The organism is Streptosporangium sp. NPDC051023, from assembly GCF_040689595.1.
Classification (GTDB): domain Bacteria; phylum Actinomycetota; class Actinomycetes; order Streptosporangiales; family Streptosporangiaceae; genus Streptosporangium.
Genome location: NZ_JBFBCE010000003.1, coordinates 108597 through 126485, shown reverse-complemented (window position 1 = coordinate 126485; position 17889 = coordinate 108597). Strand labels below are relative to the sequence as shown.

Genomic DNA, 17889 nt, shown 5'->3' with positions numbered 1-17889 from the left:
GATGCGCGAGATCAGGCAGGCCGCGAAGGCCGCACCCGGCGGCGCGCGCTCGGCCGCCGGTCACGGGAGGGGCGAGCCCGGGTCAGCTTCCCTTCGCCGAGGCGTCCTCCAGAGGCTGGTCGGGGGCCGCGGAACGCAACCAGCGGGTGCCGTACGGCTCAAGCGTGAACCTCACCCGGCCGTCGGCGGGCAGGTCGAGCGTGCCGTCGACCAGCAGGTCGGTCAGCACCCGCCGGCCGTCGAGACCCTTCAGCACGAAGTCGACCTCGGCCTCGCGGTCGGCGAAGTTGTGGACGGCGACCACGGTCCCGCCCTCCGCGTCCGCCCTGTGGACCAGTACGGCCTCGTCCCCCGAGGCCAGGACGTCGTAGTCGCCCCAGGCCAGCTCGGGCGACTCCCGGTAGCGCTCGATGAGCATCGTGACCCAGCGGAGCAGCGAGTCCGGGTCGCGGCGCTGGGCGTCGACGTTGACGTTACGCGGGCCGTACTTCCCGGTGGGGGACGGGACGGGGGTCTTGGCGGCGACGGGTGAGAAGCCCCCGTCGGGGGTCCACTGCATCGGGATCCTGACCGCCATCCGGCCCTCGCCCTTCAGGTTCTCCCCCAGGCCGATCTCCTCGCCGTAGAAGAGCACCGGGGTCCCCGGCAGGGAGAACAGCACGCTGTAGGCCAGCTTGAGCCGCCGTAGGTCGCCGTCGAGCATCGGAGGCAGGCGGCGGCGCAGGCCGCGGTCGAAGACCTGCATGTCCTTCTTCGGGCCGAAGGCGGCGAAGACCTCCTGGCGTTCGGCGTCGGTGAGCTTGTCCAGGGTCAGCTCGTCGTGGTTGCGGACGAAGGTGGCCCAGTGACAGTCCTTCGGCGGGGCCGGGCGCTGGCTCAGGGCGTCGGCGAGGGCCTGCGGGTTCTGACGGGCCATCGACAGGTGGAAGCGCTGCATGCCGATGAAGTCGAAGCACATGGTGACCTCGTCGCCGTTGCCGTCGCCGAAGTAGCGCATCAGGTCCGGGTAGGGCAGATTGACCTCGCCGAGCAGGATGGCGCCGCCGTCGCGGCGGTTCATGAAGGCGCGCAGGTCGGCGAGGTAGGAGTGCGGGTCACCTCTGATCCCCTCGATCAGGAACGGCACCGCGTCGACCCTGAACCCGGACAGGCCGAGCTGCATCCAGAAGCCGAGGATACGGGCGATCTCGTCGCGGACCTCGGGGTTGTCCAGGTTCAGGTCGGGCTGGAAACGGTAGAAGCTGTGCAGGTAGTACTGGCCGCTCTTCTTGTCGAGCTCCCAGACGCCGTCCTCCTTGTCGGGGAAGACGATCGCCTCCGGGTCGACCGGGTCGGGGTCGTCCTTCCACACGTACCAGTCGCGCTTGGCCGCGTCGCGCCCCGCCCTGGCCTCCTTGAACCAGGGGTGCTCGTCGGAGGTGTGGTTCACCACCAGGTCGGCGATCACCCGTATGCCCCGGTCCTTGGCCGTCCGCACGAACTCCACGAAGTCCCCGAGGGTGCCCAGGCGAGGATCGACCGAGTAGAAGTCGGTGATGTCGTAGCCGTCGTCGCGACCGGGGGTGGGGAAGAACGGCATCAGCCAGATACAGGTCACCCCGAGACGGTCGAGATGGTCGACCTGCTGGGTGAGCCCCCTGAAGTCGCCGACTCCGTCACCGTTTCCGTCCTTGTAGGTCTCGACGTCCAGGCAGTAGACGACGGCGTTCTTCCACCACAGATCAGCCGTGTAGGTCAGTCGCATGCGGCCGCACTACCCGAGCCGGAATGCTTTATGGGGATATAAATTGATAAACCCCCCTGGGGATCGGCCACCGGATCGAGACCAGGACGGCTACGGTGGAGGCGACACGGGAGGGGACCATGCGGCAGCTCAGGCGCGGCGCGCCCTTCGGCTGGCTGCTGGCCCTGCTGTTCCCGCTGCTCGTGGCCGGAAGCACGGCCGGTGTTACGGGAACCGGCTCCGGTGCCACCTCCCTCGTACGGCACGCGGCCTTCGCCGCGACCGCCACCGAGCGGCATCCCCTTTCCCGGCGGACGTCCGCGGGCGAACACCCGCACGACCCCGTGGCGGCCCTCGCCACGGCCCTCAGCGCGGCCGGCGGAGGTGGCGGCCACCCGGTCGCGCCCCCTCAGGACGGCTTCGCGCACCGCCTTCCCGCGACCGGCCTCCGCTCCCGTCCCGCGGGCGAGGACCCTCACCCGCCTTCCGCCCCACAGGCCGGTCCGGCCAGAGCCCCACCCTCCACAGGCGTCTGATCCGCCCCGGAACCACCTCCGGGAGCTTCGCCGTGCCCGAAAACTCTCCCCAGCCTGTGGAGGCTTCCATGTCGCGTGCCCCCGTGGTGCGCGCGGTGACGGCGCTCGCCGTCATCGCCATCTCACTTCTCATCGCGTTGACCATGACGCCGCGCCTGGGTCTCGACCTGCGCGGCGGTACCCAGATCGTGCTGGAGACAAAGGACTCCCCCACCGCGAAGGCCGACGCGGAGGCCACGGACCGCACCCTTGAGGTGCTGCGCCGCAGGGCCGACGCGCTGGGCGTCGCGGACGCTCCGCTGGCCCGCTCCGGCGAGCGGCGCATCATCGTGGAACTGCCCGGGGTGCAGGACCCGGCAAGGGCCGCCGAGGTCATCGGCAAGACCGCGCAGCTCACCTTCCATCCCGTCGAGGGCCTGGCCGGAGAGGGGACCAAGGCCGGAGACGGACAGCGCGTCATCCCCGACGAGGACGGCGCCAAGCTGCTCATCGGTCCCGCCAGGCTCACCGGGGACGGCGTCAGCGGCGCGGAGGCGGGAACGGACCCGCAGCGGGGCGGCGGCTGGTTCGTCACCCTGGACCTGCGCGACAAGGGCCGCGAGGCGTGGGCGAAGCTGACCGGCGAGGCCGCCTGCAACCCGGCGGGCGACCCCAGGCGCAGGGTCGCCATCGTGCTCGACGGGAAGGTCCTCATCTCGCCGCAGGTGAACGAGGGCGTGGCCTGCGGGGTCGGGCTGCCGGGCAGTTCGACCCAGATCACCGGCTCCTTCACCGTCGAGGAGGCCCAGAACCTGGCCGCGCTGATCAAGGGCGGCTCGCTGCCCGTGCCCGTCGAGATCGTCGAGCAGCGGACCGTCGGCCCGACGCTCGGCGCGACGGCCATCACGGCCAGCGCGCAGGCCGCCGTCATCGGCGTTGTGCTCACCGCGCTGTTCATCGTGATCACCTACCGCCTCGCGGGGATGCTCGCCGCCGTCGCCCTGCTCTGCTACGCGCTGATCTCGTACGCGGCGCTGGTCGCGCTCGGCGCCACCCTCACCCTGCCCGGACTGGCGGGCTTCGTCCTCGCGATCGGCATGGCCGTCGATGCGAACGTGCTCGTCTTCGAACGCGCCAGGGAGGAGTACGCCGCGGGAGCGCGCCTGCGGCCCGCGCTGGAGAAGGGCTTCCGCAACGCGTGGAGTGCGGTGGCCGACTCCAACATCACCACGCTGCTCGCCGCGGGCCTGCTGTTCTTCCTGTCTTCGGGACCGGTGCGGGGCTTCGGGGTCACCCTGGCCATCGGGGTCGTCGCCTCGCTGTTCACCGCGATGGTCGTCACCCGGGTCCTGGCCCAGTGGGCGGTGAACCTGCCCCCGGTCGCCCGGCGGCCCCGGCTCACCGGGCTGTCCGACATCGGGCGGGTCCGCAGGTGGCTGACCGCGCGCGGCCCCCGGCTGATGCGGCGGCGAGTGCCGTACCTCGTGGTCACCGGTGCGCTGGTCGCGGCGGCCGTCGCCGGGGTCGCGGTCAGGGGGGTCGAGTTCGGGGTCGAGTTCACCGGCGGCAGGCTGATGGAGTACTCGACGAGTGTTCCCCTCACCGCGGACGCCGCGCGTGAGCTGGTCTCCGACGCCGGGTTCCCGAACGCCGTCGTGCAGTCGTCGGACGCGGGCGTTTCCGTGCGGGCCGGGCGGATCGGCGCGGCGGAGGAGGCGAGGATCGAGGCCGCGCTGGAGAGTAAGGGCGGCCAGGTCGCCAAGGAGCGCGACGAGCTGGTCGGCCCGAGCCTGGGCGACGAGCTGCGCAGGAACGCGCTGATCGCGCTGGGCGTCGCACTCGCCGCACAGCTCGCCTATCTGGCCTTCCGCTTCCGCTGGACGTTCGGCCTCGCGGCGGTGCTCGCCCTGGTCGCGGACGCGGCGATCGTGGTCGGCACGTTCGCGTGGCTGGGCAAGACGGTCGACGGGGTCTTCCTGGCCTCGATGCTCACCGTGATCGGCTACTCGGTCAATGACAAGGTCGTGGTCTTCGACCGGATCCGCGAGCTGTGGGGGACGCGCCGCAAGGCGCCGTTCGCCGAGGTGGTCAACACCGCGATCCTGCAGACCGTGCCCCGTACGGTGAACACGGGCCTCGGCGCGCTGTTCATCCTGGGCGCGCTGGCCGTACTCGGCGGCGACTCACTGACCGACTTCGCGATCGCGCTGTTGATCGGCATCGTCGTGGGCACCCTGTCCTCGGCACTGGTCGCGGCGCCGCTGGCGATCGAGTTCGAGAGGCGCGGTACGGCGCCGCCGCCGCGCCCCCCTCACACGCGGGCGCACAGGACCAGGGACGGGTCGGGAGCCGTGGTCTGACCTGCGGTGATCCTGCGGTGATCCTGCGGGGAACCGGCCCGGCCTCCCCGGGGAAGGAGACGCACTCCCCTCGGGGTCAGGCCGGGCTCTCCCCGGGGTTTGACGGGGCTTCCCTCGGGGAGGGGATGGGCCGCTAATGTGCTTGCGTTCTGATTTCCCCTGCTGCCGGAAGGCGGATGTACCCGTGGCGGACGACTACGCGACGACTTTCAAAATCCTCGACGTCGACGGCGACGGCCTGATCTCGGTCACCGAGCTGACGCGCCTCATGGAGGTGCTCGGCCAGCCGATCACCCCGGAGGCCGCGGCCGAGGCCATGGCCAGGATCGACCTGGACGGCGACGGCCTCATCTCCCTGGAGGAGTTCGCCGGATATCTTCACTAGGTTCCCGGGCCGGTGACCGCGCGGGAGGGCCGAGGGCCCCAGCGGTCCCCGGCCCGAGGCCCTCCCCACCCGAGGCTCTCGTCCTGAGACCTTCCGACCGGAGGCTTTCCGCCCCGGCTCTTCCCCCTGCCCGGGCTCCTTCCGCCCCGGGCCTTCCATCGTGGCCTCCTCACCCCGTGTGAACCCGACTCTCCCCGCGTGAACCCGGTGCCCGCGGGTCTCTCGGCACGCCCCGGACACCGCCCCCACAAAATGTGGATATTTGCCATTTAAAACGGATTCACACATATTTGCATGGATTTAAATAAGTAAATCCCTGCACCAATCAAGCGATATGGCAAAGCATTCACGCCTGCCCGGGAGAGCTATTGACTCTCCATTCACGACCTAATAACTTAAAGTAGCCAATGAGATTCATATTGTAACGGAGAGGTAAGGGTTCGATGCATCACGCAGCCACGCCACCCCTTCACGACCGAGGTGGCACATGACCACCGCACCGCTGGAACGCGTCAGGCTCCGGTTCGCCATGCTCGACACGGACGCGAACGGATATCTGGAGGCGGACGACTTCGAGCGCCTGGCGAGCAGGATCATCGAGGCGGTCGCCGAACCTGCGGGCTCCCCGAAGGCCGTGGCGGTCCTCGAAGGGCACCGCCGATACTGGCGGGGCCTCAGGGGCAGTGGAGAAACCGGCGACGGCGGCAGGGTCGGCCTCCACGAATACATCGCCCACGTCGCCGGACCCGAGCATTTCGACGACGTCATCCGGGAGTACGCGGAGTCACTCGCCGCTCTGGCCGACGTCGACGACGACGGGTTCATTGAATATGTCCATTTTGTCGCCTGTCTGCAGGCCGCGGGCTTCCATCCCACGCGCATAGACGCCCTGTTCGAGGGGCTCGACCCTCATGGCGCGGGCAGGGTCACCACCCGTGCCTGGGTGGCCAGCATCAAGGACTTCTACGGCAGCCAGAGAACGGACATCCCAGCTCAGCGCCTGCTGGCGGCTCCCAGCACGAGCTGACCCGGATCCCGCGCAGCGGATCGGTCGTTCCCCTCGCCCGACCTCCCGCCGACTCACCGCGACAGCGCGGAGCCAGCCGGAGACACCAGGCACACGACCGGTCGGTCTCCGGGGTCCTCCATCCGGCTTTCTCCGCGGGAGGTGAGACATGGCCGGAGGTCTCGCACGTGAAGTGATCCGGTCGATGCGATCGGCGTTCCCCTTCGACTCCCGTCCGGGACGTCACGACCTGATCAACCTGAGGGACAACGAGAATCCCTTCGGCGGACCGCACCGCCATTACCCGGACAACAGGAACGGCGACCTGGTCGCCGCGTACGCCCGCGCACTGGACGCCGTCGAGATCGCGCCCGCCCCCGGCGGCCCGGAATGGCACTGGGGAGCGGACAGCATCCTGATCACGAGAGGCGCGGCCGACGGGCTCGACCTGATCTTCCGGACGTTCTTCGAACCCGGCTCGGACGCGGTGGCCGTGACGCCCCCCAGTTTCGCGATCTTCGACGAGCTCGCCGCGGTGTACCGGATCGCCCGCCACCCCGTCCCACTGCTGGGCGAGAACCTCGACCGGCTCGACGTCGGACGGCTCGCGGCGCTCCCGGTCAAGGGCGTCATCCTGTGCGACCCGGGAAACCCGACCGGCACCTGTCTCGCCCCGGAGGACGTCCTGCTGCTCCTGGACTCCTTCCGCGGCCTGGTGGTGATCGACGAGGCGTACGTCGAGTGCTCGGGACGCCCGTCCTACCGGCACCTGATCCCGGACCGTCCCAATCTCGTGGTCGTGCGGTCGATGTCCAAGGCGCTCGGCATGGCCGCCCTGCGCCTGGGCGCGGTGCTCGCGCATCCCGAGTTGCTCCTCGCGCTGCGCAAGGCGCGGCTTCCGTTCGCCCTGCCGGGACCGGTGACGGCGCAGGCCATGACCGAGCTGTCGCAGCTCGCGATGCTACGCGGGCAGATCGAGGCCTTCGCGGGGGAACGCGATCGTTTCGCGGCCGAGCTCGCCGGGTGCCCGCGAGTGGGGCGCGTCTTCGCCGAGGCGGGCTTCGTCACGATCGAGGGGGACCCCGACCTCGCCGCCGAGCTACGACGGGCCGGTTTCGACACGATGCCCGAGCCGATGGGCTGGCCGGGACACGTGCGCATCTCCGTCGGGCGGCCGTCGGCCAACTCCAGGCTGATCGCCGCGCTGAAGGCGGCCCCAAGAGCGGCCCAGGCCCCGAAAACGACCCCGGAAACAGGACCGGAAACAGGACCGGGAACAGCACCTGAAACAGCGCCGGAAACGGCACCGGAGACGGCACAGACTCCAGGAACGACGCGGACGGCCGGGACCGCGCACAGTCCCGGAGTCACGCGGGAGACGGGCACGGGAGCGAGTACAGGAGCAGGCGCGGGAGCGGGTGTGGAGCCCGCGACGGGCGCGAAGACACGGGCGGCGTGGGCACTCCGGACAGCACGAACGGCACAGGCACCGCAGACAGCGTGGTCACCGCGGTCCCAGGGGAAGGGACGCCAGACATGAGCGCAGAGACGACCACGGCGCCGTCCGTGACAACCGTCGCTCGCGACGACATCCGAGCCGTCACCTCGGTCAGAGTGGACGGCAAGATCCACCAACTCGGCCAGCAACGGGACTTCCGCCGCAACGGCGCCCTCGCCGAATTCCTGCCGGAGGCGGGCCGCCCCTCGTTCGCCTGGGTACGGCTGCGTGATGGGGAGACCCTGGCCGTCCACCGGCATCCGACCAAGTCGATGATCCTGGTCTGCAGCGGCTCCGTGCTGCTGCTCGGCACATGTGAACGCGAACTGTCCGAGGGCGACGTGGTGTGCGTGCCGCCGGAGAGCGACCACGGTTTCCGCACCCGCCCCGGCGAGGAGTTCCACGGCCTGTCCGTGCAGTTCGAGGGGGCCGGGCTCTACGAGCACGAGCTGGTGCCGAGGGCGAGCTTCGGCGACGCGGGGGCCGCGCTGGCCGAGCTGGAGCGGCTGAACGAGTCGCTGCTCGAACGGCACACCCGAAACGCGCTGTTCGCCCTTTTCGGCACCGGCAGGCTGCAGCGTGAGCCCGCGCTGCGCGCCCGGTTCTTCGCCGCCCTCTACGTGTGGTCCGTCTACTTTCAGCGGATGCTCCACGCCCGCCAGGCCGCCTGCACGGACATGCGCCTGCGGGCGGAGTACGGCGAGCACCTGCGCGAGGAGCTCGGCCACGACCGCCTGCTACTCGAACACCACGACGCGGGAACCGACGCCTACGACACCGTCCTGGAGGCGGCGGGAAACTGGTTCGTCGCCCAGATGCACCAGCTCGACGAGGCTCAGAAGATCGTGCTCGTGCACATGGTCGTCGAGTCGAGCGGTCACGCGTTCGGCCTCGCCACCTCGGAGGTCTTTCAGGACAAGGCGTCGAAGGGGGGCTATTTCAACCTGCACGCCCAGGCGGACGAGGACCACAGGAGCATCGGCAGGGCCTACCTCCGAAGCCTGCCCGCCTCGGCGTTCCCCCGGCTCATGGAGACCTGCAGGCGGGCGTGGGACCAGATGGATCTGGTCCACGAGCGCGTCGCCGCCTGGACGATGGGGCATGAACGGTGAGGAAGGTCGCTGGAGATCCCGAGTGCCCCGAAGGTCCTGAAGGTCGCAGATTCTGTGGAGCGTCAGGAAAGCCCGAAGAGCTGGAAGATCTTGGAGATCCCGTAATCCACGAAGGCCCTGTGGAGGACTACGGGCGGCACGAACCTCGCGGGGCACCGTACGGACTCGGTGGGACGTCGTGCGAGCCTCGTGGGACCAGGCATCCTGTGGTCGTCATGGCCGACCGGATCGCCGACATCTTCGTCGACCTGGGCTACCGGATCGCGGAGGGACCCGAGGTCGAAGCCGAGTGGTTCAACTTCGACGCCCTCAACATGGGCGAGGGGCACTTCGCCCGGGCCCTGGACCACACCTTCTTCGTCGCGGACCCCTCGGGCCCCGGGCGCAGGTCAGGCCTGGTGCTGCGGGCGCACACCTCGCCGGTGCAGATCCGGGAGATGCTCGGTGCCTCACCGCCGATCCGGATGGTCTGCACGGGGCGTGTCTTCCGCCCCGACCCGGTCGACGCCACCCACAGCCCGGTCTTCAGCCAGGTCGAAGGGCTGGCCGTCGACCGGGACCTGACCATGGCCGACCTCAGGAGCACCCTCGACTACTTCGCCTCCTCGGTGTTCGGCCACGGCGTCGTGACTCGGCTGCGTCCCCACTGGTTCGCGTACACCGAGCCGTCCGCCGAGGTGGACGTGGCGTGCGTCGTCTGTCGCGGCGCCCCGGGACGTGGCTCGGCGGGCCCGTGCCGTACCTGTGGTGGCGAGGGATGGATCGAGTGGGGCGGCTGCGGGATGGTTCACCCGAGGGTGCTCGCCACGTGCGGCATCGACCCGGCCGAGTACAGCGCGTTCGCCTTCGGCATGGGGGTCGAGCGCACGCTGATGCTCAGGCACGGCCTTGAGGACATGCGGGACATCGTCGACGGCGGCGTGCGCCTGGCACTCGGGACGGCTGAGCCACCGGTCTCCTCCCGTGCGTGGCCCGGTCTCGGGCTGACCTGGTCGCAGAGCATCCGGCGCCTGGTCGGACGGGCGCTGGCCTCCGCCGGATACGTCGAGACGCCCACCTTCCCCTTCGTCGGCGGAGCCGCGTGGGACGCCTTCGGCCTGGCCGCCGATGACCCGCGCCGCGAAACCCTCACCCTCGTCAACCCGATCAGCCCCGGGGAGCCCGCGCTGCGTACCACGCTCCTGCCCGGCCTGCTGGCCGCGCTGCGCCATGACGTGGATCGCGGTCGGCCGTACGCGGGGCTGTTCGAGCAGGGCACGGCGTTCACCTCCCCGTTCCGCGCGAACCCGCCACCGTGCCTGCCCGCCGACCGTCCTCCCACCGATGGGCAGCTCCGTGCCCTGCGGGCCGCCATCCCCGCGCAGCCGCACCATCTGGCCGCCGTACTGGCCGGTGAGTCAGGGTGGACCGAGATCGTCGACACGGCGCGCACCGCGGCGGGCATCGCGGGGACGGGGCTGACCACGCGCGCCGCCGGACATCCTCCGTGGCTGCCGGGGCGCTGTGTCGAGCTGCTCGCCGGCCCGACCGTGCTCGGCCACGCCGGGGAGCTGTGCTCCGAAACGATCAGAGCGCTGGGCCTGCCGCCGGGGACCAGCGCGATGGAGATCGACCTCACTGCGCTCGAACAGCTCGCGGAACCGGAGAAAGCATGACGCCCGAACAGCTCGCGACCGCCTATCTCGACGGCCTCGAGCGGGGCGACCTGGAGGCCGTGCTCGGCCTGTACCGAGAGGGCGGGATCGTCCACTCCCCGCTGTACGGCCCCATGCCCGCGGCCGAGTTCTATCCCGCGCTGTTCGCGGACACCGGCCGCGCCAGGCTTCACCTGCTCGGCGTGACCGAGGGCAGGACCACCGGCGGAAACCCACTGATCACCATCTGGTTCCGCTTCGACTGGACCCTGCCCTCGGGACAGCCCGCGAACTTCGAGTGCGTCGACGTTCTGGAGCTCGCGGACGACAGGCGCATCGAGGCGTTGCACATCGTCTACGACACGGTGACGGCCAGGCCCGCGTTCGAGGCGGAGAAGGGGGCGGGCAGCTCCTGGCGCCCGACTCCATGACCCGGGAACGCTCGTCGGGACACGCGCCGCCCATCGGCGCCGACCAGCTCGGTGTCTCGGCTCGCCGTACCGGCGCCGGTGACAACCCCGAACGCGACGAAGGAGAAGCGCGTGATCACCGTCCCTTCGCCACACGGTGAAACACGCACATGTGGCGAAAACACGCGGCGGGGAGGGGCTCGTTGTCGCGTGATGTGACGACGGGGTGTGGGGCCTGGTGGCCTCCACACCCCGTCGGTCGTCACCTTCGGCTACGGGTGGCGGGCCTGAGCCGGGTGGTTGGCTCGGGCCCGCCATGGGTCACGGGTTTTCAGGCGATGGTGAGGTAGACCTGCCCGAAGACCTCGGAGAGCTTCTTGAGGTCGGAGGCCACGTCCACCTCGGGGGTCGCCGGGGCGTAGACGGCGGCCATGCGGCGCTGGATCGGGGCGAGCTTCTTCAGCTCGTCCCAGGCGGTCAGCCGGGTGACCGTTCCCTTCGCGTCCTGGACCCGGGTCCAGACGTTCACCTGCTGGGCGGAGCCGTCCAGGACCGGCTTGGAAACCCTGGTCGCGATCTGCTCGGCGGTCGGCTGCCCGACGAGGCCGGTCTCCTCCGCGGTGACCTGCGCCAGGACGTCCCAGGCGCGGGCGCGGACCTGGATCCACTGGTTGCGCTGGGCCTCCTCGGCGTTGATCTTCCAGGTGTCGTAGCCGCCGTTCAGCAGGCCGCTGTCAAGGGAGATCTGGTCGACACGACCGGCGATCAGGTGCGACTCGACCCTCTCCGGGGCCAGCAGCGGGTAGCGCTTGCGCATCTCGGTCTTGCAGGCGTCGTTCGCGCCGCAGGCCAGCTCGGGAACGACCGTGTGGATGCCGAGGCGCTTGCCGGGCGCGGCCTGGCGCAGCGCGGACGACGCCGCCGTGACGAAGGCCAGGACCTCGTCGTCGGTCTTGAACGTCGCGTTGTAGCCCAGCTGGGACGTGAACCGGATTCCGGCCACCTCGGGACGGGCGGCCAGCACGGCGATCCGCTTGACGGCCGAGGCGAAGGTCGCCGCTCCCGCCTTCCAGTCGTCGGCCAGCTCGGTGTCGATCCAGACCCGGAGGCCGGTGGTCTTCGCGGTGGTGATCACCTGGCCGACGGGGCTCTGCGCGGCCTGGGCGACCTCCTGCGAGGTCGGGGCAACGACCTGGGTGGCGGCGGTGCCCTGCGTGGCCGGGGCGGGGGTCTGCGTGGCCGGGGCGGGGGTCTGCGTGACCGACTTCGCGGTGCCCTGCTCGGGCGCGCTCTCCGTGCCGTCGCCGCCCTCCTCGTAACCGCCGACCGCGCACTCCTGAGTGGCGTCGCACTCGGGTGTTCCGCCGTCCCCCGAACCCTCGGGAATCGGGGTGTTCTCGTCGCCTCCGATGCCGTCACCCTCCAGCGTGGGGCAGGAGCTCCCCGGGGCGGAGCAGTCGATGAACTGGCCGTCCGAAGGGGTCGCGGCCTTGAGGTTGGCCCCGTCGTTCGCCCCCCAGAACTTCGCGATGTCGTAGGCCTCGTCGGGCTTGGCCAGCCATCGGCACACGATGAACGCCGGGGCGTCTGCGCCCATCAGGTCGTTGCAGCTGCGATCGTCGTCCTGCGAGAAGGCGGCGGCCGCGGGCGTCACCGCGCCGACGACCGCGAGGATGGCGCCGACGGCGAGAGTCCGTCGCAGGTTGAGTCGCATGTCCTGAACTCCCCGGTAAGCCGATCAAAACGATCGTCTGCACCCTATACAGATCATCGTCCCCTCAACAGCCCCAGTCAGAAAAACGTCAGATTCCCGCCATGTCATATTCAGCTCAGGCAGGACATACCGAAAAGCCATATCGGGAGGTCAGCTCCGCGATCCACTCATCTCAGAACCTTCCGCCGGTCTCCCCTGGACCTTCCGCCGACCTCCCGGAACTCCCGCGGTCTCCCGGAACCTTCCGCCGGTCTCCCAGCGGCCCCCGCTCTCCCGGAACTCCCACGGATCTCCGGAACCTTCGCCGGTCTCCCGGAACCTTCCACCAGGCTCCCCGGGGCTCTCTCGGGCGTGAGGGTTTCGCTCTCTCCGTACCGCGTGCCGCCCCCCATGGGCGCGGCGACCCGCGCCACGGATAATCAGGGACATGTTCCCAGCCCAGCAGGTGCTCTGATGCCCGCCGAATCCTCGCAGACCTTGGAACGCGGCCTCCGCCTGCTCCGCCTGCTCGCCGACGGCCGCCGCGGCCGGACCCCGACCGAGCTGGCCGCCGAGCTGGGGCTGAGCCGTCCCGCCGTCTACCGCCTGCTCACCACCCTGCAGAGCGAGGGTTTCGTCAGGCGGGACGGCGAAGGCCGCGTGCATCTGGGTTTCGGCGTCCTGGTCCTGGCCCGGGCCGTCCAGCCGCTGCTCCGCCAGGGCGCCCTGCCGGCTCTGCGCAGGCTCGCGGAGGAGGTCGGGGCGACCGCGCACCTCACGGTGGCCGAGGGGGACGACGGACTGGCGGTCGCGGTGGTCGAGCCCTCATGGACGGACATGCATGTCGCCTATCGTGAGGGCTCCCGCCATCCTCTGGCCAGAGGTGCCGCCGGACTGGCCGTTCTCGCCCTGCGCGAGGGCCGTACGGGCTACGTGGTCACCGAAGGACAGCTCCAGGAGGGTGCCCGGGGCATAGCCGCCCCCGTGCCCGGCCTTCCCTGGCTGGAGGCGTCGGTGGGGGTGGTCGCCTTCACCCCGCTGGATCCCGAGATCGTCGGCCCCAGGGTGGCCGCCTCCGCGGCTGAGCTGGCCCGCTCTCTGGCCTGACGCCTCGGTTACGACGTACCGCCCGTTCCATGAAATATGAAATTGAGCGATGAATCAGCTCTCCCAAAAGGGATGAACCGGTGAGATAGCGATATAAAGGTCTTCGTTCGCTTCCGGCGCCAAAGAAAGAGCTCCCCGTGGCCGATGCCCCGCCCCCTTCCTCCTCCGGTCAGGAACCGCCGAGGGGAATCGACAGCAGTGTGGCCCATTCAGCGCGAATCTGGAACTACTGGCTGGGCGGCAAGGACAACTACACCATCGACCGCGAGATCGGCGACCAGTTTAGTGCGATATTTCCCGATATAGCCGATATCGCGAGATCTTCGCGCGGGTTCCTCGCCCGTGCCGTCCGATATCTGGCGGGCGAGGCGGGCATCCGGCAGTTCCTCGACATCGGCACCGGCCTGCCGAGCGTCGACAACACCCACGAGGTCGCCCAGCGCGTGGCCCCCGAGTCCCACATCGTCTACGTGGACAACGACCCGCTGGTGCTGGCGCACGCCCGCGCCCTGCTGGTCAGCACCCCCGAGGGTGCCACCGAGTACATCGACTCCGACCTGCGAGACCCCGACAGGATCCTGCAGGCCGCCAGAGCCACCCTGGACTTCTCCCGCCCTGTCGCGCTCATGCTGATGAACATCCTGGGTCACGTCACGGAGATCGACGAGGCGCGGGCCATCGTGAAGCGGCTGCTGGACGCGCTGCCCTCCGGCAGCTACCTGGTGGTCGCCGACGGCACCAACGTCATCAAGGGCCCGGAGTTCGAGGAGGCGATCGCCATCTGGAACAGGGAGGGGTCAACCCCGTACATCCTGCGCGCTCCCGAGGAGATCGCCCTGTTCTTCGACGGCCTGGAGCTGATCGAGCCCGGCGTGGTCTCGTGCCCACGCTGGCGGCCCCACCCCGTCGTCCTCGGCAGCGACCGCGAGGTGGACGAGTTCTGCGGCGTCGCCCGCAAGCCCTGACACCCCGGCCGGACCTCGGGGCCCATGCCGCCCTTCCGTCGTCCGACCGTCCCGCCACCCCGTCACCGCACCGCCCTGCCCCGCTGTCAGACCGTTCCGCCCCCGGACGGCGGGTCTCTCGCGGCAGGGCCCGGTGCCGGGTCTCGCCGCGTCTCGGGCGACGCCCTCCCGAGGAGCGGCGGGCATCCACCCGCGGGGCCTACATGGTGTTGATGATCAGGCCGATGTGGGTGAAGTAGTTCAACGCGCCGAACAGGGTGAACGCGAGTCCGGCCAGCCCCCAGCACACCCCGACGGTGGTCGCGAGCCCGCCACCTCCGGCACGCAGGGCGAAAGGGAACAACACCGCACCGAGGCCGACCAGGACGTAGAGGCCGGAGATGAACGTCGCCTCAAGCAGCGGCAGGTCCGCGAAGGCTCCGGAGATGGGCTCCTGGGGTGGCGCGGCGAACAGGGTGTAGGTCCACCCCGCGGCGGCGATGCCGAAGCACGCCAGCCCCATGCCGAACACGAACAGCGAGATGGGGCCCGCCGTACGGGCGAGCAGGCCGGGGCGGTCAAGGGCGGCGGCCAGCAGGACGCCCTTGCGCCACAGGTACAGGGCCGCGGCGAGCATCAACACCCCGAAGGCCAATGACGGCTCGCCGAAAACGATGTTGTCGAACGGGAAGCCCTGCCCGGCGAGCGGCCAGGTGAGCGTCATGTGCAGGCCGGTCAAGGTCAGGATCAGGCCGAGCACCCCGAACGCCAGCGCCCAGCCCTCGAAGTGGTCGGGGACCCTCCCGCGCAGCAGCTCGCGGCCGAGCCCGACCACCAGGAGCAGGCCGACCCCCGCCGCGACCGCCATGATCGTGTTGTAGGTGGGCATCCTGGCCCAGTCGATCTTCAACTCCGGAGCGACCTTCACCAGCCATGCCACAACTACCCCAGGTATCCCCATAAGGGGAAATTTCCCTGGGTAGTCATATCAAAACAGCGGGTAACCATGAAGGGTCACGGGGAGGCGGAGCGGGCCGGGTCGTTCGCCACGTAGAGGCGGGCGATCATGTCGTTGAGCTGCCGCCGCTCCGCCGGGTCGAGGGTGGCGAGGAAAGCGGCCTCGACCTCCGCCATGTGCGCCAGCGCCTCCTCGACGACCTGCCTGCCACGGCCGGTCAGCACGACGAGGTGCTTACGCCGGTCCACGTCGCTGCGCGCCCGGCTGGCATAGCCCAGCCTCTCCAGCTTGTCGACCACGGACACCATCGTCGTGCGGTCCATGCCGCACAGCTCGCACAGGTCGCGCTGCGCCAGCTCCCGCTCGTGCGCGTAGCCGAGCACCCGCAGCTCCTTGCCGGAGATCTCCCATCGCCGCAACTCGCGCTCGATGCGCTCGCGCGCGAGGTCGCCGAGGCGCAGGAGCATGTAACCGGTCGCCGAGGAGATCTGCTGCGCTGCGGTCCGCGTGCTCATCCCCCCAACCTACGACCTTGGGGTGGGGAAATCATCAGCCGTGCTGACAGCAGGCTCAGGTCACGCGCCGGGGAGATGGTGCGGCCGTGACGCCTCGCGCGCCCGGAGGGACGCGGGCGTCCTCCAGCGGCACCCGCGCGTGATGTCCGGGCCGGTGGTGGAGCAGACTGTAGTGACCGCACGCTGGGCCGATAGGCAAACTGACTGTCATGCGCGAGAGATTGACGCGGGCCGTACGAAGTTGCGGCTACCTACTGACGGGCCTGGGGTGCGGTCTGGCGACCCTTGTCCTGCTGCCTGCGGCGGCGCTCCCCGGGGGTACGGCCAGGCTGCGCCGGTGGACCGGCTGGAACCGGCGCCGAGCCGCCGCCCTTCTCTGCCTCCCCGATCCGGGCCCCCGGGACGGTCGGCTGCTGCCGTGGAGCCTGGAGTTCGCCCTCACCGGGATGATCACCGGGTTCGCCACCTTCATCGCGGCCGGCCGGGTCGCGGTGGTTCCCGTGTGGTGGCTGTACCCCGAGGACCGGCCGGTCGTACTGCTCGCGCCGGTGGACAGCTGGGGCTCCGCGCTCGGGTACGGCGCCCTCGGGCTGGTCTTTCTCTGTTGGGCGGGGCCGCCGCTCGCCCACGCGCTCGCCCGCCGATGTCTGTCGGGACCCACGGAACGAGAGTGGCTCGCCGAGCGTGTCATGGAACTGGGCGAGAGCCGCGCCGCCGTCGTCGACGCCCACGGTGCCGAGCTGCGCCGTATCGAGCGCGACCTGCACGACGGAGCCCAGGCACGGCTGGTCGCCATCGCCATCCGGCTCGGCGTGGCCAGGGAGGCGCTGGGCGAGAACGACCCGGTCGCCCAGTTGCTCAGGGAGGCGCACGAGGGTGCGCAGGAGGCGATGGTGGAACTACGGGAGGTGATCCGCACCATGTATCCGCCGGTCCTGGTCGACCGCGGCCTCGGCGGCGCCCTCGCGGCCCTGGCGGCCCGCTGCGACGTGCCCGTTCACCTGGACGACTCCGTACGAGGCCCGCTGCCGGCCGCGATCGAGGCGGCGGCGTACTTCATCGTGGCCGAAGCCCTCACCAACGTCTCCAAGCACAGCCGGGCAGGCCGGGCCGATGTCCGGCTCGCCCGGGAGCGCGGCGTCCTGCTGGTCGAGGTGGCCGACGACGGCGTCGGCGGCGTGGACGAGACGCGCGGCACCGGGGTCATCGGCATCCGCCGCCGGGCCGCCGCCCTGGACGGCACGGTTTCCGTGACCGGGCCGCCCAACGGGCCGACCCGCATCGTGGTGAGGCTGCCGTGCGCGTCGTGATCGCCGAGGACAACGTCCTGCTGTCGGCCGGGGTCGAGTTGCTGCTGGCGAGCAAAGGCATCGAGGTCGCCGCGGTGGCAACCGACGGCCCCGGCTTCGTCGCCGCCGTGCTGCGGCACCGGCCCGACGTGACCATCGTGGACGTACGGCTGCCGCCCGCCTTCCGCGACGAGGGCGTGCGCGCGGCGATCCAGGCCAGGCGCTCCCGGCCGGGTCTGCCGGTGCTCGTGCTGTCGCAGTACGTCGAGCGCGTCTACGCCCGTGAGCTGCTGGCCGACGGCGGCGGCGCCGTCGGTTACCTGCTCAAGGACCGCGTTGCCCGGGTCAGCGAGTTCGTCACGGCGTTGCGTTCGGTCGCGGCCGGCGGCACCGTCATGGACCCCGACGTCGTCGAGCAGCTCATGTCCGGCCGTGACCGCCTCGTCGACGCCCTCACCGCCCGCGAGCGCGAGGTGCTCGCTCTCATGGCGCAGGGCCACGGCAACGCCACCATCGCCCGGCGGCTCGTGATCACTGAGAACGCGGTGCACAAGCACGTCGGCAACGTCTTCGCCAAGCTTGGCCTGCCGCCCGACGAGGGCGGCCACCGCCGCGTACTCGCCGTCCTGGCCTACCTCGACAGCGAGCGCTGACCTCCCCTACTCAGCTGATCTTCCCTACTCGGCTCCTCAGCTGACCTTCCCCTGCTCGACTCCTCAGCTGACCTTCCCCTGCTCAGC

Annotated in this window: 16 protein-coding genes; 12 read left to right on the top strand and 4 right to left on the bottom strand. The window is 70.4% G+C overall.

Annotated elements, in window-relative coordinates; genetic code table 11:
- Positions 1-82 precede the first annotated feature (82 nt).
- Positions 83-1744 (bottom strand): alpha-amylase family protein, encoded by a 1662-nt coding sequence (locus AB0395_RS03125; RefSeq protein ID WP_366276384.1) that lies wholly within the window; start codon positions 1742-1744, stop codon positions 83-85.
- A 119-nt stretch (positions 1745-1863) separates the two neighbouring features.
- Between AB0395_RS03125 and AB0395_RS03120 the strand changes: the two genes are divergently transcribed.
- The 8 genes from AB0395_RS03120 (at position 1864) to AB0395_RS03085 (ending at position 10664) form a co-directional block, all read left to right on the top strand.
- On the top strand, positions 1864-2259 hold the full coding sequence (locus AB0395_RS03120; protein ID WP_366276383.1) for a hypothetical protein: 396 nt from the start codon (positions 1864-1866) through the stop codon (positions 2257-2259).
- Between the two features lie 68 nt (positions 2260-2327).
- Positions 2328-4598: a protein translocase subunit SecD gene (gene secD, locus AB0395_RS03115; RefSeq protein WP_366276382.1), complete on the top strand. Its 2271-nt coding sequence runs from the start codon at positions 2328-2330 to the stop codon at positions 4596-4598.
- Positions 4599-4782: 184 nt separating this feature from the next.
- Entirely contained in the window at positions 4783-4983 is a 201-nt protein-coding gene (locus AB0395_RS03110) for an EF-hand domain-containing protein (protein ID WP_366276380.1), read from the top strand.
- A 487-nt stretch (positions 4984-5470) separates the two neighbouring features.
- Positions 5471-6010, top strand: a complete 540-nt coding sequence (locus tag AB0395_RS03105; RefSeq protein ID WP_366276378.1) for a hypothetical protein — start codon at positions 5471-5473, stop codon at positions 6008-6010.
- A gap of 148 nt (positions 6011-6158) precedes the next feature.
- Positions 6159-7529 carry a histidinol-phosphate transaminase gene (locus AB0395_RS03100; protein WP_366276375.1) on the top strand — a complete coding sequence of 457 codons (1371 nt, stop codon included), beginning with the start codon at positions 6159-6161 and terminating at the stop codon, positions 7527-7529.
- Entirely contained in the window at positions 7526-8599 is a 1074-nt protein-coding gene (locus AB0395_RS03095) for a cupin domain-containing protein (RefSeq protein ID WP_366276372.1), read from the top strand. Before AB0395_RS03100 ends, AB0395_RS03095 begins: the two co-directional genes overlap by 4 nt.
- Positions 8596-10254: a hypothetical protein gene (locus tag AB0395_RS03090; protein WP_366276371.1), complete on the top strand. Its 1659-nt coding sequence runs from the start codon at positions 8596-8598 to the stop codon at positions 10252-10254. The genes AB0395_RS03095 and AB0395_RS03090 overlap by 4 nt, the downstream gene beginning before the upstream one ends.
- Entirely contained in the window at positions 10251-10664 is a 414-nt protein-coding gene (locus AB0395_RS03085) for a nuclear transport factor 2 family protein (protein WP_366276369.1), read from the top strand. Before AB0395_RS03090 ends, AB0395_RS03085 begins: the two co-directional genes overlap by 4 nt.
- Before the next feature lie 310 nt (positions 10665-10974).
- On the opposite strand, the gene AB0395_RS03080 is transcribed toward AB0395_RS03085, so the two are convergent.
- Positions 10975-12357: a hypothetical protein gene (locus AB0395_RS03080; protein ID WP_366276367.1), complete on the bottom strand. Its 1383-nt coding sequence runs from the start codon at positions 12355-12357 to the stop codon at positions 10975-10977.
- 453 nt (positions 12358-12810) lie between these two features.
- Here AB0395_RS03080 and AB0395_RS03075 point away from each other — a divergent pair, with 453 nt between their 5' ends.
- Positions 12811-13443, top strand: a complete 633-nt coding sequence (locus AB0395_RS03075; protein WP_366276366.1) for a helix-turn-helix domain-containing protein — start codon at positions 12811-12813, stop codon at positions 13441-13443.
- 137 nt (positions 13444-13580) lie between these two features.
- On the top strand, positions 13581-14408 hold the full coding sequence (locus tag AB0395_RS03070; RefSeq protein ID WP_366276364.1) for an SAM-dependent methyltransferase: 828 nt from the start codon (positions 13581-13583) through the stop codon (positions 14406-14408).
- 199 nt (positions 14409-14607) lie between these two features.
- On the opposite strand, the gene AB0395_RS03065 is transcribed toward AB0395_RS03070, so the two are convergent.
- Together AB0395_RS03065 and AB0395_RS03060 are read right to left on the bottom strand one after the other, a co-directional pair.
- Positions 14608-15327 carry a DUF981 family protein gene (locus tag AB0395_RS03065; RefSeq protein ID WP_366276361.1) on the bottom strand — a complete coding sequence of 240 codons (720 nt, stop codon included), beginning with the start codon at positions 15325-15327 and terminating at the stop codon, positions 14608-14610.
- Positions 15328-15401: 74 nt separating this feature from the next.
- Positions 15402-15860 carry a MarR family transcriptional regulator gene (locus AB0395_RS03060; RefSeq protein WP_366276358.1) on the bottom strand — a complete coding sequence of 153 codons (459 nt, stop codon included), beginning with the start codon at positions 15858-15860 and terminating at the stop codon, positions 15402-15404.
- A 209-nt stretch (positions 15861-16069) separates the two neighbouring features.
- Between AB0395_RS03060 and AB0395_RS03055 the strand changes: the two genes are divergently transcribed.
- On the top strand, positions 16070-17170 hold the full coding sequence (locus AB0395_RS03055; RefSeq protein ID WP_366276356.1) for a histidine kinase: 1101 nt from the start codon (positions 16070-16072) through the stop codon (positions 17168-17170).
- Complete coding sequence (locus tag AB0395_RS03050; RefSeq protein WP_366276354.1) at positions 17158-17802, top strand: response regulator transcription factor; 645 nt, start codon at positions 17158-17160, stop codon at positions 17800-17802. Before AB0395_RS03055 ends, AB0395_RS03050 begins: the two co-directional genes overlap by 13 nt.
- Positions 17803-17889 lie beyond the last annotated feature (87 nt).